This is a genomic window from Motilimonas cestriensis (assembly GCF_021295315.1).
Lineage (GTDB): Bacteria > Pseudomonadota > Gammaproteobacteria > Enterobacterales > CBDFNC01 > Motilimonas > Motilimonas cestriensis.
Genome location: NZ_JAIMJA010000015.1, coordinates 1 through 14,772 on the forward strand (window position 1 = coordinate 1; position 14,772 = coordinate 14,772).

Genomic DNA, 14,772 nt, shown 5'->3' on the forward strand with positions numbered 1-14,772 from the left:
CTAGAGGTTATGAGGCGGCCTGATTACGAGGTCAGTACGCAAGAACTACTAGCTGCGGGCATTATTTTTGCCCAACAGCTGAGAAAATATGGCTGTGCGCTGGGGGATTTATGAGGGGATCCTTCAGGGTGTAGCAGCTGCTTAGATGTTGATCGACCGCGTTAAGAATATCACGGCGCGCAATGATGCCAATGAGTTTGCCGTCTTCTACCACTGGGTAGGTCTTCGGTTTTTGCCCGAGCATTTTATTGGCTAAATCTAACACGTTATCTTGCGGAGACACGCTCAGTACTTGATCGTTTTTAATGTCGCCAACTAGTGCCGTTTCGTCACAGTGATAACTGGACTTGAGCATTTTGTCTAAGCAGTCTTGTTCTGAGATCCAACCTATCACTTGTTTATGTTCATTGATGACAGGGGCGCCAATTTGATGCGACTGCAGTAAGCTATGCACGGCCACTGCAATCGACGTTTCATTGGTAAAACTGACTACTTTTTTGTTCATGAAATCTTTTACTAAGAGTGCAGGCATATAGCCTCCTGATATCACTTGTTGATCGAATTGATTAAGTTAACCCGAACCTTGGATAAGCGAAATAGTATGCTTTCCTGAAAAAACGCTGTGAATATTTCCCTATACGCTTTGCGTTTTCATCCCTGAAAACGAAATTTTGCCGTAAAACATACTTTATCTTTCTGCGATAGGCTTAAACACAGCCGAGGTTAAGTTAACTTGAGTGTACGCTTTACGTTGATTAGGTAAATTGGGTTGTGTCTACTGGTTTAATAGGTTTAGGCTATTGAAATGAGCGCTGCTTTTAAATCCAGTATCACAGAAGTTATGGTGCGCTTCATGTATGATTTTGCTACTTTATTTATATAAATCATTTAAGGAAAAAATTAATGAGTAACGAAGTGACTCAAGGCATGACTGAAATTAGTCAAGACTCAAAAAATATGGCATTGATTGGCTGGATAGCGACGATCTTTTTCGGTTTTATTCCTTGTTTAATATTGTATTTGGTAAAAACCGATGATGCTTACATTAAAGATCAATCTAAAGAGGCGTTAAATTGGTCTATTACGGTGGCTCTTGCTTATGTAGTGGCATTTATTTTAAGTATTATTGTTATTGGTGCTTTATTGATTCCTGTGATTGCTATTTGTAACCTTATTTTTTGTATTATGGGGGCGGTTGCCGCCTCAAAAGGCGAGCAATTTCGAGTGCCATTTACGTTACGTTTTTTAAAGTAATAAGCGCTAATCAAACTGAGTGTATTGGCGTGAATTTCACGCCATTTTTATTGGGAGAGCGATAATGAACAAACATGAAAAGTTGAACTATGTTGAATTCCCAGCCAAAGATTTAGCTTTGACTAAAGCCTTTTTTAGTCAGGTGTTTGGTTGGGAATTTACGGATTTTGGCCCTGAATATACGGCTTTCTCTGGTCAAGGGCTAGATGGTGGGTTTTATCAAGCTGAGTTGGCTGGCCATTCTGAACACGGTGGCGCGTTATTGGTTTTTTACAGTGATGATATTAATGAAACGTTAGCAAAAGTTGAGCTGGCGGGCGGGGTGGTTAATCGGCCTATTTTTGGTTTTCCCGGTGGCTATCGTTTTCATTTTACTGAGCCAAGTGGCAATGAATTTGCGGTTTGGTCTGAGTCGCAAGACTGATCGTCCAAGGTTTTCATAACGTAGACACCGCGTTGTTAGCATGCGATATTGCATCTCCACAGTGTCACTTGCAATGGCAGGTTGTTTTTATTGATTAAGGAAAATCATATGAGCCAAGCACATTCTTATAATCGTCAGATTTTATTGAACTCTCGTCCTGTTGGCGCGCCAACGCCAGACAACTTTATTGTTAATGAAACGCAAATCCCTGAGCCGAAAGCCGGTGAAATTCTACTGCGTACTATCTACCTTTCCCTTGACCCTTACATGCGCGGACGTATGAATGACACCGAATCTTATGCGCCGCCAGTGGGCTTAAAAGAAGTGATGGTGGGCGCGACCATGTCGCAAGTGGTTCGCACTAACAATGATAAATTCGAGTTAGGCGACTGGGTGTTATCTTACAGTGGTTGGCAGGACTATGCGGTGTCCAATGGTGAAGGTTTGTTTAATTTGGGCAAAAATCCTGCTCACCCATCTTATGCGCTGGGCATTTTAGGTATGCCTGGTTTTACGGCTTATATGGGCTTGATGGACATAGGTAAACCCAAAGCTGGTGATACCTTAGTGGTGGCGGCTGCAACTGGGCCTGTAGGTGCAACCGTTGGTCAGATTGCTAAGTTGCAAGGCTGTAAAGTGGTTGGTATTGCTGGCGGCGCTGAAAAATGTGCTCACGCTAAAGATGAATTAGGTTTTGATGCGTGTATTGATCACAACGCGGAAAATTTTGCTGACCAGCTCAATAAAGCGTGTGATAAAGGTATCGATATTTATTTTGAGAATGTCGGCGGTAAGGTGTTTGATGCTGTGTTGCCGTTACTGAATACGGGCGCTCGCGTGCCTGTGTGTGGTTTAGTTTCACAATATAACGCTACTGAGTTACCTGCTGGTCCTGATCGCTTATCTCAGCTAATGGGCACGATTCTAGTCAAACGACTAACTGTCAAAGGTTTCATTATTTTTGATGATTACGGTCACTGCTACGATGGTTTTGTACCCGTAATGGATCAATGGTTGAAGTCAGGGCAGGTGAAATATAAAGAGCACCTTCATGAAGGATTAGAGTCTGTGGTACCTGCTTTTATTGGCATGCTGCAAGGTGATAATTTTGGTAAGGTCGTGGTGCAGTTAAACTCGGCGGTATAATCCTATCGCTCAACAGGAAAGGTTTAATCACTTGCCTGATGTTGAAATTGTATGAATGTCACATAAGCCTCAAAAAAGAGGCTTTTTTTTCGCTTTATTTCACAGCTCATCTTCCTTATTCCCCATTCATCGCAAACTTTTCCTACACTTTGACTTATTACTAAATCGTACCTGTATGGACTGACATTTAAACATGAGTTGTAAAGGATTATTCGGACAAGAAGCTTGGATTCGCTATATTAGCGAAAATGAAATGCCAGTATTGCGAGATACGGTGGCTAAATTAGAGCAAATCGCCAAGGACGACACCGCTTCATTATCACAGCTCGGGCAAGCTATTTTACACGATCATGGTTTAACCGCTCGGATCTTAAGGATCGCAAATAGCGCGTGTTATAACCGTGGCCGTCAGCAGGTTACTACTGTGAGTCGTGCGGTGGTGATGTTGGGCTTTAAAGCTATTAAGCAAATTTGTATTACGGCGCAAATGCTCGATACATTACTGGCTGATCAACGTATGGATCCAAACGTCTACCAGCGTTTGGTGTTACTTATCGCCCGCTCTTTATTGGCAGGGATGCTAGTGAAAAAGCTACTGCATAAGAGTGATGCTGATACACAAGAAGAGTATTTTTTAGCGGCATTAATGCGACGTTTAGGCGAAGCGGCATTTTGGCGCAGTAACAGTGATGTGGCCATTTTTTTAGATGAGAAGTTACGCTTTGCCGAACAACATCATAAATCAACTGAGTATCAACACAGTCTCATTCGAGATTTATTAGGAACCTCCTTTGAGCGCATGAGCCAAGGGTTGGCTGCGAGTTGGCACCTTGGCTCTACCGTTGAAGCATCTCTCGCTGATGACCCTGAAAATAACTATTTGATGCGGGCGCTGCTATTGGCCGATGGCTTGAGTGCTGAGTTAATATCCATGCATCCCAATGGCAAAAAAAAACAGCAATATGAAGCCAAAATAGGCCAGCTGTTAGGTGTTGGCCCCCAGACGGTGGAGAAGGAAATACAATCCTGTCAGCAAGGCACGATTGAACTGATGCATGCCTACGGGGCGGGACGTTTAGTCAAATACCTTAATGTGAAAGATGTGGTGTTGCCTGCTGAAGCTGATAGTTCGGTAAGCAATGAAGCGCTGCAATTAAAAATTTTGCATGAGTTAACCAATATGGCGGTAGAGAAGGTTGATATCAACATGGTGATGCATTCAGCCCTTGAAGGTATCTATCGCGGTATCGGCATGGATACCGTATTGATATTTATGCTGACACGCGATCGACGCGGCCTGAAACCTCGCTTCGTATCAGGCAAAGATTCTGTGCATCTTAAAGATGATTTTGAGGTAGCTATAGGGCGAGAGCAGAATCTGTTTACCCACTGTCTGCAATCTTTTGAGCCTATTTGGTGCCGTTCGCACCACGATAAGTGGCAGCGTTTTATTAGTGCTAAGCTGCTTAAGCTAACCCCCGAGAGCGGTTTTTTCATTGCTCCTTTGGCGGTGGAAAAACGCAGTATTGGCTTAGTATATGCGGATAGAAAGCTGGGTCACATTGAACTAGAAGAAACTTCGTTTGTGGCTTTTCAACATTTTGTTCAGCAAACTAATTTATGCTTAACCAAAATGATGCACCCAAATGGATAAGTTTCAGTTATGATTTGCCAACTTATTGGTGGTGCTAAGGTGAGAAATGACCGAACTAGAAAAAATGCAGCTGGGTGTAGAATTCGATCCAGATGCCAACGAGATTCAAGTGTTACGCCATCAAACGTTTACATTAATACAGCAGTTTAATCGCACCTTTGCCCCGAAAGGGCGCGCCTTAGCTAAGAAAATTTTTGCCAAGGTTGGTTCTCAAACTATTATTACCCCGCCTTTTTTATGCGAGTTTGGCAAGACGATTAGCATCGGCGACCGTTGTTTTATCAATATGGGCGTGACCATGTTAGATAATGCACCAATCACCATAGGTAATAATGTATTAATCGGCCCTTCAAGCCAGCTCTATACTGCATCTCATCCTCTTGATTTTAAAAAACGTAGGCAATGGGAATGTTGTAATTTACCGATAGTGGTTGAGGATGATGTTTGGATTGGCGGTAATGTGGTTATTTGCCAGGGGGTTACAATCGGGGCGCGCTCAGTTGTTGCCGCCGGCGCGGTAGTCACCAAAGATGTTGCGCCAGACACCTTAGTGGCAGGAGTGCCTGCAAAGATGATTAAGCATATTGAATCAGAACATGACAATAATATTGGAGAATAAACATTAATGGCTTGGATTAACGTGAAAAAAGGCATGGTTGTAGGCCTAGCTCTATTAGCCAGTGCGTGCAGTCAAACTTATTCGGTGTCAGAGCAAGAGGTGGCAAGCTATATTAATGAACAGGTTAGCTTTAAACATGAAGACGGTATTCCCGGTATTCTTTATGTTAAAGCTGAATTGGGCAAGGTTGCCGTTAAATTCGGCCGAGAGCAGGCCGATGCACTGCAAGTGTCAGGCACTTCTAGCTTAGAGCTACAAAATCCGCTACGCCCCTTTAAAGGCTCAGTGACCGTCGACTTTAGTGCTAAGCCTTGGTACAACAAAAAAGAAGGTGCGGTGTATTTAAAGGATGTGAAGTTAACCAATGTTTCATCTGATCCAGCTGATTTGGGGAACGAGGTGGCGAAGTTAGTCCCTCGGGTCTCTCAAGCGTTACAACTATTTTTACAGACTCAGCCTATTTATGTTTTAGATGAACAAGACATGAATCAAGCCATGATTAAGAAAGTGGGCAAAGAGATAGTGATTAAGCCCGGTAAAATTGAATTTGTAATGGGGTTATAGTTGTTTGCCTTAGCCCAACGGTTTTGTTGGGCTCATTTCCTTGATGTTTCTTGCCTACATTGCTGAAAAAGCTGCTACTGATATTAAACCAAACTAAAAAGTTATCTCTACCGACAAATTTTTGCCCCATGCTGATTTTTTATTTCAAAATATATACGTTATTTCATATATATTTTTTTTCATATGTACTAAATTAATTAGTGAGCGTGTGCGTATTTTTTACCCGTTGAATAAGAGTTGAGAGTGTTATGTCACCCATTCGGTTTTATAAATGCCTTGCTGACGAAACAAGGTTGAGATGTTTGTTGCTTATCCAGTCGGAGCAAGAGTTGTGTGTGTGTGAGCTGATGGAGGCGCTAAATGAAAGTCAGCCGAAGATCTCGCGCCACCTTGCCCAGTTACGAAATGCCGGTTTGCTGGCAGACCGTCGCCAAGGGCAATGGGTTTTTTATCGTATTAATCAGACGCTACCACTATGGATGCAGCAGGTGTTGTATGAAACGTTAAATAACAATCAGGCATACATTTTTGAGCATCAACAGCGATTGCAACAGATGGGGGGCCGACCCGAGCGGGCAAAGTCATGTTGTGAAAAGTGGTCAAGCCCTATTTCAGCATTAACCAAGGAGTATTAAGATGGGCGCTTTTGAGCGATATCTATCCGTTTGGGTTGGCTTTTGCATTGTTACTGGCGTGACGCTGGGTAACCTATTCCCAAGCTTGTTTCAGTTAGTGGCTGGGCTTGAGTATGCTCATGTGAACCTTGTTGTCGCAGTACTGATTTGGGTGATGATCTACCCCATGATGGTGCAAATTGATTTTTCTGCCATTAAAGACGTGGGGAAAAAGCCAAAGGGATTAGTACTGACATTGGTGATTAATTGGCTAATAAAGCCTTTTACCATGGCCTTTTTAGGCTGGCTATTTTTTAAAGTCTTCTTTGCCTCTATAGTTGCCCCAGAGAGTGCTAACGAATACATTGCCGGGATGATCTTACTTGGCGTGGCACCTTGCACCGCCATGGTATTTGTTTGGAGCCAGTTAACCAAAGGCGACCCCAACTATACCCTTGTTCAAGTTTCGGTAAACGATATCATCATGGTGTTTGCCTTTGCTCCATTGGCGGCATTGTTATTGGGGATAAGCGACATCGTTGTCCCTTGGCAAACCTTATTATTGTCTGTTGTGCTTTATGTCTTACTGCCACTTATTGCTGGCGTGCTCACGCGGCGTTATCTACATAAACATCATAGTGATGCCAGAGTTGATGCGTTTTTAGTGCAAGCTAAACCTTGGTCTATTGTCGGCCTACTCAGTACCGTCATTTTATTATTTGGTTTTCAAGCGCAAACCATTTTGGCTCAGCCACAAACAATCGTGCTAATCGCTATTCCGCTGCTAATTCAAACCTATGGCATTTTTGCAATTGCTTATGGCGCAGCGAAGTTTATCAAACTGCCCCACAATATCGCCGCACCAGCTTGTATGATCGGTACCTCTAACTTTTTTGAGCTGGCGGTAGCCGTTGCTATTTCGCTATTTGGTCTTCACTCTGGAGCCGCCTTAGCCACCGTGGTTGGGGTGCTTGTTGAAGTGCCTGTGATGCTGAGTTTAGTGTGGTTTGCCAATCGTACTCGTCATTGGTTTGGAGCAGTCTGATGTTTGAGGTCTTCACGCTACTGGCTGATTGGCTGACTTACTCGATATTTCAGATAGCACCAGATGCTAAGCTCGGTGATGCGGTGCACTTCTTTATTGAGGACGTCAGTAAAATTTACGTGTTATTGGCGGTGATGATTTACGCTATCGCGCTAGTGCGAGCTTCGTTAAATGTTGAGCGAGTTAGAGATTTTCTTGCCGGAAAACGCCGCGGCGTAGGTTATGTGCTTGGGGCTGGATTTGGTGCCATTACCCCTTTCTGCTCATGTTCAAGTATCCCTATTTTTCTCGGATTTACTTCAGCAGGGATCCCTGTGGGGATGACGATGGCCTTTCTATTAACATCTCCTTTGATTAACGAAGTTGCAGTGCTATTGCTAATGAGCTTACTCGGCTGGAAGTTTACGTTGATATACGTGGTGATAGGGATGACAGTGGGCATCCTTGGCGGTCTGTTTCTTGATGCAATAAAAGCAGAGCGTTGGTTGCAATCGTTTGCCGCCAAGGCTTTAGATAATGGTCGTAAGCAAGGTGGTGAGGTGGTCGCTGAGAGCGAGTCAGTGGTGATGACTTTTTCTGATCGGCACCGCTTTGCAAAGTCAGAAACCATCGACATTTTTAGCCGCGTCTGGAAGTGGGTAATTATTGGTGTTGGCTTAGGTGCCGCCTTACATGGCTTTGTGCCTGATGGTTGGATTGAACTACATTTGGGGGATGGCCAATGGTGGTCAGTACCTGCTGCCGTACTGCTCGGGATCCCTCTCTATTCAAATGCGACTGGCGTTATTCCGATAATGGAAAGCTTGATTATAAATGGGCTCCCCATCGGTACCACTTTGGCGTTTTGCATGAGTACAGTTGCGGTGAGTTTTCCTGAGTTTATTTTACTCAAACAGGTTATGCAGTGGCGTTTGCTGGTTACGGTATTCTTGATGCTGCTAGTGTCATTTACCTTGGTTGGATGGTTGTTTAATTGTCTTTCTTCTTTTATATGAGGTCATTTATGAAACAAATTAAAGTGTTAGGTAGTGGTTGTACTAAATGTGTAAAAACGGCTGAGTTGATTGAACAGGTGGCAAATGAACAGGGGGTGGCGGTGTCAGTCATTAAAGAAACAGATCCACAAACGATGCTGGCTTATGGCGTGATGAGTACTCCCGCTGTAGTGATTGACGAAAAGTTGGTTCATGCTGGCTCGATGCCGCAAGCGGTGCAGATTAAAGAGTGGCTAAAATAGCTGGTTATATATCTTGTCTGAACTAGTACAACTAATACACATGGTTAAATAGTTACGCGCTTAATTAGGGTCGTTTCGTTGTGATTCAGCCTCGATAAATTTTTGCTCTAGCAGGGCGTATTCATTTTTCGCTCGGGTGAGCTCTGCGGCTAAATCGGTGGAGTCTTCAGCGCTATCAAGTAGCTCTAAAAATTGCTTTTCAATAAAATCTTTTTCTCGTACGATGCGACTTAGCTCTGCCTGCCCTTCGGCGAGTTGTTTTTTCAGGGTTGTTGTTTCATCTTTTTGGCTACTTTGCTGAAGTCTCGCTAACTCTTGCTCTAGTGAGTCGACACTCATTTTGTATTGGGTGATATCTTGCTCGGCCGCGCTTAGTTTTTCGGTGAGTTGTTGGCATTCAATGCCGACGGCTTCGGCGTGAGCTTCCATTTGCGCTTGCTCTTCGGCGCTGGTAGTGGATTTGTTGACCGCTTCATCTAATAATTTTTTTAATTTATCTTCTTGTTCATTTGCTTCTTTACTGAAGTTATCAAACTTTAAGTAACTCTCGTTTAGTGCCGCTGTCATTTCATCGATTATTTCACCTGATTCCGTGGCTTGTTGTTTCAAGAGGGTGATGTGCTCAGTGATATTTTGGTAGGTACCTTTCGTTTCAGCAGGCAGCTCTGAAATGTCGGCGATTTGCTTTATTAGCTTTATTTGCGCTTGGTAAATTTGATTGAGCTTGTCGATTTTTAATTGGCTTTGTTTTAACGCATTCAATAATTCTTGTGATTCCGGGGCATTGCTTTTTTCTTTTAGCGCTTGAGAGAGCTTGGCGATAGTTAGTTGGGCCTGCGCTAGCTGTTCTTGTAATAGCTTTTTACCTTGCTTTTGCCAATAGAATAGCCCTCCTAACACAATGAGAAAAAACAGCGCCATTTCAATTACAAAAATGGTCATAAAGTGGTCATCATGCATTGTGCTACTCTTGAATAATGAGAAATATTTACCTTACTTAGCATAATGCAAAAATCGAACTTTGGCCGATTTGGAGCGTTTCAATATGCAACAAGCTGATTTTGATCAGACAGTAAGCGCTCTTTGGCAGCATTTCTGTCCGGTCGTGTTGGCTCGTTTTGAGCTCGCTAAGCATCAAAAATATTTAAATCATTTTGATCAGTTTGTCAGTGTCACGTTCCAGCCTAGTCAGCAAGCTGTGCTCTTAGCGGCTGGTCAGCAAGCGACACAGTCCTTAGCAGACGCGATGTTTGATTTGGCTGGTGAGCCTGCCAGTCAAGTTCAGCTTGATGACGCCTTAGGTGAGATGGTTAATATTATCGCTGGGCATCTGAAAACAGCACTGGCGCTAAATGATGAAATGACGTTGCCAAATAAAATATGGCCACCAATGAATGTTGCTGAACTGATTATGCAAAGGGGCTCACTTGGCTGTTTGTTATTCATTGGTAATACGCCCGTTTATGTGATGCTAGTAAAGGACGCTAGAGCGCTTCGCTCAGCTGCAGGAGATATTGAATGAAAATACTGATTGTAGATGACAGTAAGGCAATGCAAGCCATTGTTAAGCGCTCATTGAAGGCTTGCGGTTACGGCGGTTGTGATACTCAGTTAGCGTCAGATGGTGCTGAGGCGTTAACAATTATTAAGCAGTGGCAACCTGATATTGTGTTATCTGATTGGTATATGCCAAAAATGACGGGACTTGAGCTGCTTCAGGCCGTGAAAGAGCAGGGAATTAAGGTCAAAATAGGCTTTGTTACTTCTGAAACTGCTAAGGTGAAATTAAAGCAAGCCCTTGCCGCTGGTGCGGAGTTTGTTTTAAGCAAACCGTTTGAAGATGAAGCCTTGCATCAAGCCATGTTACCGCTGCTGGATGAAAATGATGACGGCGATACAGAGGTGGTTAAAGCTAGCGCTTCGGCTTGTTTATCTCAAGAAATTCAAGATCGGATCCTATTACCGAGAGTGAACGCTATCGACACTGTTTTTAATGCTTTTTCGGTGAAAGAGTTGTTATTAGAGGCGGTGCCGGGCAGTGCATTTCACGGGCGCTGGTTACCCTGTTTTTTGGCTATGTTTGTTGATGGCGCAAAAAAGGTGCGCGCCGTAGCGGTCATTGACTTTGCGGGTTTAGTGATTCTTGGTGCCGGTATGGATGGTTTAGAGGATGCTCAAACCCACGAAATTATAAAGAAAAAATCGGTGCCTAAAGCCATGATGGCTAATGTAAACCAAGTCTTTAAGGTGTTAGGTGCGAGTATGGTTGAGCAAAAAACAGGATGCTGCCTGACCTTACAAAGTGTTAATTTTGCCGCGAAATCTATGCCTAAATTGGAAAAAATGTTCAATAAACCCAACTCGGAACGGGTGGATGTGGAGCTAGCCGTACTTGGCTATGGGCAAGGTTATTTAACCTTGGTTTGTTCTTAGATGTGGTAATACTTAACCTCAGTTTTGCTTATCCAAAGCTCGGGTTACTTAACTGCAAAAACGATCCCGCCATTGATAAAAAGGAGGAGTATTCTGGCCATGGCGCCTTAGAAATTGCGACAGGTGAAAATCTTAAAGGTCAATTTAAAGTCAATTCACCTTTTTATAAGTTCACTTTTTTTAATAAGTTATACCGTTTTCTACTTCTATGTATGGTCAAATTTATTGTGTTAATATACATTGTTATTGTTAATCATTCTTATTTTGATTTATAATTTGTTTAATTTCTCAGCAAGTTTGATAAGTAGGGCTCTCATCGTGTATATCTGCATTTGTAAAGGGATCACAGATAAAACCATTCGCGAGGCGGTTGCCACGGGAAAGAGCTTTAGCGCTCTCAAACGCGAGCTAGGTTTATCTGCACAATGTGGCGTTTGCGTGGCGGATGCCATTTCTTTGATTAAAAAAGAACAATTGCAATATCAAGGTCAGGCTTATGCTGCTAATGTTCGCGCTGCCCACGATCAAAGTATTGCGATTAAGCAGGTAGCATAAAAACGAGCGCAAGGCTCGTTTTTAAGATGCATTCATCGCAGTATTACTGATTCACTTTACGACCTCTTAATAGACGCCCGAAGAACAAAATGCGATGAACTCCCAATCACCCCAAGCGCCTGACTTTATTGGATCTGAGGCTTGTGTCCACCATTTTGCGCGGTATTTCCCCGCTTGTGAGATAACAATATCGCCACGTTTATATACCTTCTCAACATCCCAAACAGCTGCCCCGGCACAGTTTCCTGATGCATCCGATGATGATGAAAGCCAACTTGTGGTCATTTCTGGCCAATTCCCTAGCGATGCGACACTTTCATGGGGTGGCAGAACATTATCTTTTTCTTGCTCTGTCCAGTGTCTAGACTGTGCTTGATGGCAAGCTTGGCAAGTAATCGTGTCAGGTCCCCATTTATGCTCTTTCGATAAGAAGTTTACTGGGTCATCATCTGGGTTTGCGTTGGAATAAAGCTCAGACATTTCATTCATATTGCTCATTCGGTAGTCCCAAGCTTCCTGCCCCAAATCCCAAAAGTCGTAACTTAAGAAAGGGGCATACTTCCAAGCAAGAAACATATTGGCAGTATCAAAGTCACCTAGTTTAATGAGGTAATCAACAGCCCCTAAAGTAAACCCTATTTGGTTGAAAGATATTCTGGGCCGATCAGGGCAAGAGCGCAAGCCTGCCACTTCTTGGCAATGAGTGAAACCCGAGAACCAAGCTTGCCAGCCCTCTAATAAATGTTCCGGCTCATCAAAGAACATCAAGCCAACACTAAGGCTGTGGAAAGCGGCATTATGCTCCAACCATAGATCGTGTTCTTCATCGAGGGTCGCAATGGCTTGTTCATCACCATGTAATTTCGCTATCCAGCGCCGTGCAGGAATTGACCAGCCGCCTAAAATGGAAGCCAACCGTAGTCGCTCATTATTGTCTGGATCTATTTCCCAACGCTGCTCTAAGTCTTCAGCCATTAACAGCGATAGACTTGCAAAGTAACTACTAAAAACAAAGCCTTGAAGAATCACAGGATCATCATAATTGGCTTCGCCGCCAATCCAAATATTTGCCGCGGTTAAATAAGCTACCGTCATTGCATTATTGGGTGATTCGATAAAGTCAGCAAAGAGAGCATCAATGGCTTGATAGCGATTTGATTCGACGTAGTTAAAGCTGTTGATGAAGTCATCGTGAGAGGGTGATGATTCGGTTGTAATATCACCAGACTCAATTATTAGGTGGTGTAATTTCTCTGCGATGATTGAACGCGCTTTTTCTGCCCAGAGCACTTTCTGATCGGATAATTCAATCACACGAGATAGATAATATTGAGCTAATATATTTCGTTTCACTGCCTCAACAGTCAAACCCTGTTGTTTAAGGTAGATTGACAAATGATACATTGATAAATAACGCGCTAACTCCAGACTGTTTACATTGTCGAGATAAGCTGCGGTGAGAGAGGCCTCAAAATCCGAAAGGCCAGAGTCCGCTTCATTGGGAAACTGGGGATCCCACGGGCCAGGAATATAGCTTGATGGTGCTTGTGTTATGCCAAGGTTCAATGATTCCACGTATTTAATTGTCGAGGAAAAATCACCATAGGGTATGGTTAATTGACCATTGAAATGAAAATCATCATAACTATTTTCTTTTAACGGAACACTGGCGAAAGCAGCTGATACTGACAGTGATAATACACTGGCAGCCATTGCCATTTTTATACTCATATTTATCATCCTTGATTGTTATTTTATTGTGAATAAACCCATTTTCTACAGGCTTTTAGGAACTATGGTTCCATATCATTTTTAGCTGAATTTAACGAAGTAAAGCTCTCCTCATTAACGAATAAAATGTTTGGGAGTGTGATTCACCTACTAGATCTGCTGTTAGGATGGTGTAGCGATGATTTGCAACACCAAGCCGTATCGTCTCGCTCGCTACCTTTGGGTGTAGCAAGCTGTGCACCATTGAAGAAGATCAAAGTTATGCCACTAAGCGTTTGGGGTTTATAACGGTGAACGACCTTACCTTGCTGACGATGGTAAGCCACTATTAATATGTAAAGCAAATGTTTGTAAAAAATTAATCATTTGCTTGGTTTGTGTTAATAAATTTATTTTTATTTGTTGCTTATATAGCTATTGGCAGAGGTGGATTACCGATTACAGGCTGTATTTATCTGCATTGGTAATGGGAGTGTTGATAAGCGATTCGTGAAGTTGTGCTCTCGGGGGGGGGGATCATTGGTTATTTTTCCAAGCTAGGCGCATCGTAGTGTGGTGTATGATGATGTCACGGCTTTGATTAAGTAATAGCAGTTGTAGCATTAAGTAAGCATCGTTCACTCTACCGCAGTGGTGAGTTAATTCATTGCCATTAAACAAAGTGATATAAAAACGGGCCCAAAGTGAGCCCATTTATAGTGTCTATCGGTTAGAGTTGAGTGTTTATGACGCAGCAGAAATTTGGCTAAACCATAAGTAAGTGCCTGCTAACCCAGTAAGTTAGTTACTGCATTTTTCTCATTCTCTTCTTTTTCTTTCTGCGCCCTCACGCTCGCCTCTAGTAGCGTTTCAGCCTTACTTTGATCTGAGCTTACTTGTGCGTAATCAGCGTCTTCTATGCGCGAACGTGCCGCACTCTGATTCTCAAATGCACTGCTGAGTTGTCGTTGGTAAGAATCAGATGCATTGATTTGTGCGCCTAAGTCACTTTGTGATGATAACAACTGTTCTTGCGCAGCTTGCCCTGTTGCTAAATTTGCATCAACGCTTTGTGTAGTGACATTGATAGTGTCTAAGCCAAGGCTACTCGCATTATCTATTCCACTCACAAGTTCATTTATTTCAGACTGAATGGCACCTAGCTCATTTGCACCGTTAATACCATTACCACTGGCAACAACCAGCTCGTTGATCCTTTGTACAGAAGCAGATGAGTTTTGTAAGCCACTGCTTTCGGTACTGGCGAGAGATTGGTTGTAAGTTTCATTAGCATTGAGCTGGGCGGACTGATTAATTTGCGAGGTAAGCCGCTGACCAATAGAAAAGCCGGCAGCATCATCTGCGGCTGAATTTATTCGTTTACCGCTGGCGAGTTTTTCATTTTCTTCTTCTTCCTTTTTCTTTTGTTGTGAAATGAGATTAGAAGATTGAAATGATGACGTTGAACCTATTTGCATATCGCCCCCAAGAAAACACTATTATGCTTAAATTATAAT

18 protein-coding genes are annotated in these 14,772 nt (G+C 43.0%); 13 read left to right on the plus strand and 5 right to left on the minus strand.

Annotation, left to right across the window (positions count from 1 at the left end; genetic code table 11):
• Window positions 1-61 precede the first annotated feature (61 nt).
• Window positions 62-532, minus strand: a complete 471-nt coding sequence (locus K6Y31_RS14385) for a CBS domain-containing protein (protein ID WP_233053656.1) — start codon at window positions 530-532, stop codon at window positions 62-64.
• 371 nt (window positions 533-903) lie between these two features.
• On the opposite strand from K6Y31_RS14385, the gene K6Y31_RS14390 reads away from it, so the two are divergent.
• The 10 genes from K6Y31_RS14390 (at window position 904) to K6Y31_RS14435 (ending at window position 8,557) form a co-directional block, all read left to right on the plus strand.
• Complete coding sequence (locus K6Y31_RS14390; RefSeq protein ID WP_233053657.1) at window positions 904-1,254, plus strand: DUF4870 domain-containing protein; 351 nt, start codon at window positions 904-906, stop codon at window positions 1,252-1,254.
• A 64-nt stretch (window positions 1,255-1,318) separates the two neighbouring features.
• The gene (locus K6Y31_RS14395) at window positions 1,319-1,678 is read left to right on the plus strand and encodes a VOC family protein (RefSeq protein ID WP_233053658.1); all 360 of its coding nucleotides are present in this window, start codon (window positions 1,319-1,321) and stop codon (window positions 1,676-1,678) included.
• 108 nt (window positions 1,679-1,786) lie between these two features.
• The gene (locus tag K6Y31_RS14400) at window positions 1,787-2,824 is read left to right on the plus strand and encodes an NADP-dependent oxidoreductase (protein WP_233053659.1); all 1,038 of its coding nucleotides are present in this window, start codon (window positions 1,787-1,789) and stop codon (window positions 2,822-2,824) included.
• Between the two features lie 193 nt (window positions 2,825-3,017).
• The gene (locus K6Y31_RS14405; RefSeq protein WP_233053660.1) at window positions 3,018-4,478 is read left to right on the plus strand and encodes an HDOD domain-containing protein; all 1,461 of its coding nucleotides are present in this window, start codon (window positions 3,018-3,020) and stop codon (window positions 4,476-4,478) included.
• A gap of 46 nt (window positions 4,479-4,524) precedes the next feature.
• Window positions 4,525-5,097 carry a sugar O-acetyltransferase gene (locus K6Y31_RS14410; RefSeq protein ID WP_233053661.1) on the plus strand — a complete coding sequence of 191 codons (573 nt, stop codon included), beginning with the start codon at window positions 4,525-4,527 and terminating at the stop codon, window positions 5,095-5,097.
• A gap of 6 nt (window positions 5,098-5,103) precedes the next feature.
• Entirely contained in the window at window positions 5,104-5,661 is a 558-nt protein-coding gene (locus tag K6Y31_RS14415) for a YceB family lipoprotein (protein ID WP_233053662.1), read from the plus strand.
• Window positions 5,662-5,909: 248 nt separating this feature from the next.
• Window positions 5,910-6,296, plus strand: a complete 387-nt coding sequence (locus K6Y31_RS14420) for a metalloregulator ArsR/SmtB family transcription factor (protein WP_233053663.1) — start codon at window positions 5,910-5,912, stop codon at window positions 6,294-6,296.
• A gap of 1 nt (window position 6,297) precedes the next feature.
• A complete protein-coding gene (gene arsB / locus K6Y31_RS14425) occupies window positions 6,298-7,320 on the plus strand; it encodes an ACR3 family arsenite efflux transporter (RefSeq protein ID WP_233053664.1) in 1,023 nt (340 codons plus the stop codon).
• Window positions 7,320-8,315 (plus strand): permease, encoded by a 996-nt coding sequence (locus K6Y31_RS14430; protein ID WP_233053665.1) that lies wholly within the window; start codon window positions 7,320-7,322, stop codon window positions 8,313-8,315. Before arsB ends, K6Y31_RS14430 begins: the two co-directional genes overlap by 1 nt.
• An 8-nt stretch (window positions 8,316-8,323) precedes the next feature.
• Window positions 8,324-8,557 carry a thioredoxin family protein gene (locus K6Y31_RS14435; protein ID WP_233053666.1) on the plus strand — a complete coding sequence of 78 codons (234 nt, stop codon included), beginning with the start codon at window positions 8,324-8,326 and terminating at the stop codon, window positions 8,555-8,557.
• A 60-nt stretch (window positions 8,558-8,617) separates the two neighbouring features.
• On the opposite strand, the gene K6Y31_RS14440 is transcribed toward K6Y31_RS14435, so the two are convergent.
• Window positions 8,618-9,499, minus strand: coding sequence for a coiled-coil domain-containing protein (locus tag K6Y31_RS14440; RefSeq protein WP_233053667.1), 882 nt, complete (start codon window positions 9,497-9,499; stop codon window positions 8,618-8,620).
• Between the two features lie 103 nt (window positions 9,500-9,602).
• Here K6Y31_RS14440 and K6Y31_RS14445 point away from each other — a divergent pair, with 103 nt between their 5' ends.
• From K6Y31_RS14445 to K6Y31_RS14455, 3 genes are all read left to right on the plus strand, one after another.
• A complete protein-coding gene (locus K6Y31_RS14445) occupies window positions 9,603-10,079 on the plus strand; it encodes a chemotaxis protein CheX (protein ID WP_233053668.1) in 477 nt (158 codons plus the stop codon).
• Entirely contained in the window at window positions 10,076-10,990 is a 915-nt protein-coding gene (locus K6Y31_RS14450; RefSeq protein WP_233053669.1) for a response regulator, read from the plus strand. Before K6Y31_RS14445 ends, K6Y31_RS14450 begins: the two co-directional genes overlap by 4 nt.
• A gap of 318 nt (window positions 10,991-11,308) precedes the next feature.
• Complete coding sequence (locus tag K6Y31_RS14455; protein WP_232799989.1) at window positions 11,309-11,545, plus strand: (2Fe-2S)-binding protein; 237 nt, start codon at window positions 11,309-11,311, stop codon at window positions 11,543-11,545.
• A 66-nt stretch (window positions 11,546-11,611) separates the two neighbouring features.
• On the opposite strand, the gene K6Y31_RS14460 is transcribed toward K6Y31_RS14455, so the two are convergent.
• The 3 genes from K6Y31_RS14460 to K6Y31_RS14470 all read right to left on the minus strand — a co-directional run bounded on the left by K6Y31_RS14460 (window position 11,612) and on the right by K6Y31_RS14470 (window position 14,733).
• Window positions 11,612-13,276, minus strand: a complete 1,665-nt coding sequence (locus tag K6Y31_RS14460) for a carbohydrate-binding protein (protein ID WP_233053670.1) — start codon at window positions 13,274-13,276, stop codon at window positions 11,612-11,614.
• A 516-nt stretch (window positions 13,277-13,792) separates the two neighbouring features.
• Entirely contained in the window at window positions 13,793-13,969 is a 177-nt protein-coding gene (locus K6Y31_RS14465; protein WP_233053671.1) for a hypothetical protein, read from the minus strand.
• Window positions 13,970-14,043: 74 nt separating this feature from the next.
• A complete protein-coding gene (locus K6Y31_RS14470) occupies window positions 14,044-14,733 on the minus strand; it encodes a flagellin (protein ID WP_233053672.1) in 690 nt (229 codons plus the stop codon).
• Between the last annotated feature and the right edge of the window lie 39 nt (window positions 14,734-14,772).

Excerpts from the sequence above, each read along its gene's own strand:
- K6Y31_RS14410 (WP_233053661.1), top strand. The coding sequence starts at position 4,525 with ATGACCGAACTAGAAAAAATGCAGCTGGGTGTAGAATTCGATCCAGAT.
- K6Y31_RS14415 (WP_233053662.1), top strand. The coding sequence starts at position 5,104 with ATGGCTTGGATTAACGTGAAAAAAGGCATGGTTGTAGGCCTAGCTCTA.
- K6Y31_RS14390 (WP_233053657.1), top strand. The coding sequence starts at position 904 with ATGAGTAACGAAGTGACTCAAGGCATGACTGAAATTAGTCAAGACTCA.
- K6Y31_RS14470 (WP_233053672.1), bottom strand. The coding sequence starts at position 14,733 with ATGCAAATAGGTTCAACGTCATCATTTCAATCTTCTAATCTCATTTCA.
- K6Y31_RS14405 (WP_233053660.1), top strand. The coding sequence starts at position 3,018 with ATGAGTTGTAAAGGATTATTCGGACAAGAAGCTTGGATTCGCTATATT.
- K6Y31_RS14465 (WP_233053671.1), bottom strand. The coding sequence starts at position 13,969 with ATGGGCTCACTTTGGGCCCGTTTTTATATCACTTTGTTTAATGGCAAT.
- K6Y31_RS14385 (WP_233053656.1), bottom strand. The coding sequence starts at position 532 with ATGCCTGCACTCTTAGTAAAAGATTTCATGAACAAAAAAGTAGTCAGT.
- K6Y31_RS14400 (WP_233053659.1), top strand. The coding sequence starts at position 1,787 with ATGAGCCAAGCACATTCTTATAATCGTCAGATTTTATTGAACTCTCGT.
- K6Y31_RS14445 (WP_233053668.1), top strand. The coding sequence starts at position 9,603 with ATGCAACAAGCTGATTTTGATCAGACAGTAAGCGCTCTTTGGCAGCAT.
- K6Y31_RS14460 (WP_233053670.1), bottom strand. The coding sequence starts at position 13,276 with ATGAGTATAAAAATGGCAATGGCTGCCAGTGTATTATCACTGTCAGTA.
- K6Y31_RS14420 (WP_233053663.1), top strand. The coding sequence starts at position 5,910 with ATGTCACCCATTCGGTTTTATAAATGCCTTGCTGACGAAACAAGGTTG.
- arsB (WP_233053664.1), top strand. The coding sequence starts at position 6,298 with ATGGGCGCTTTTGAGCGATATCTATCCGTTTGGGTTGGCTTTTGCATT.
- K6Y31_RS14450 (WP_233053669.1), top strand. The coding sequence starts at position 10,076 with ATGAAAATACTGATTGTAGATGACAGTAAGGCAATGCAAGCCATTGTT.
- K6Y31_RS14440 (WP_233053667.1), bottom strand. The coding sequence starts at position 9,499 with ATGACCATTTTTGTAATTGAAATGGCGCTGTTTTTTCTCATTGTGTTA.
- K6Y31_RS14395 (WP_233053658.1), top strand. The coding sequence starts at position 1,319 with ATGAACAAACATGAAAAGTTGAACTATGTTGAATTCCCAGCCAAAGAT.
- K6Y31_RS14435 (WP_233053666.1), top strand. The coding sequence starts at position 8,324 with ATGAAACAAATTAAAGTGTTAGGTAGTGGTTGTACTAAATGTGTAAAA.
- K6Y31_RS14430 (WP_233053665.1), top strand. The coding sequence starts at position 7,320 with ATGTTTGAGGTCTTCACGCTACTGGCTGATTGGCTGACTTACTCGATA.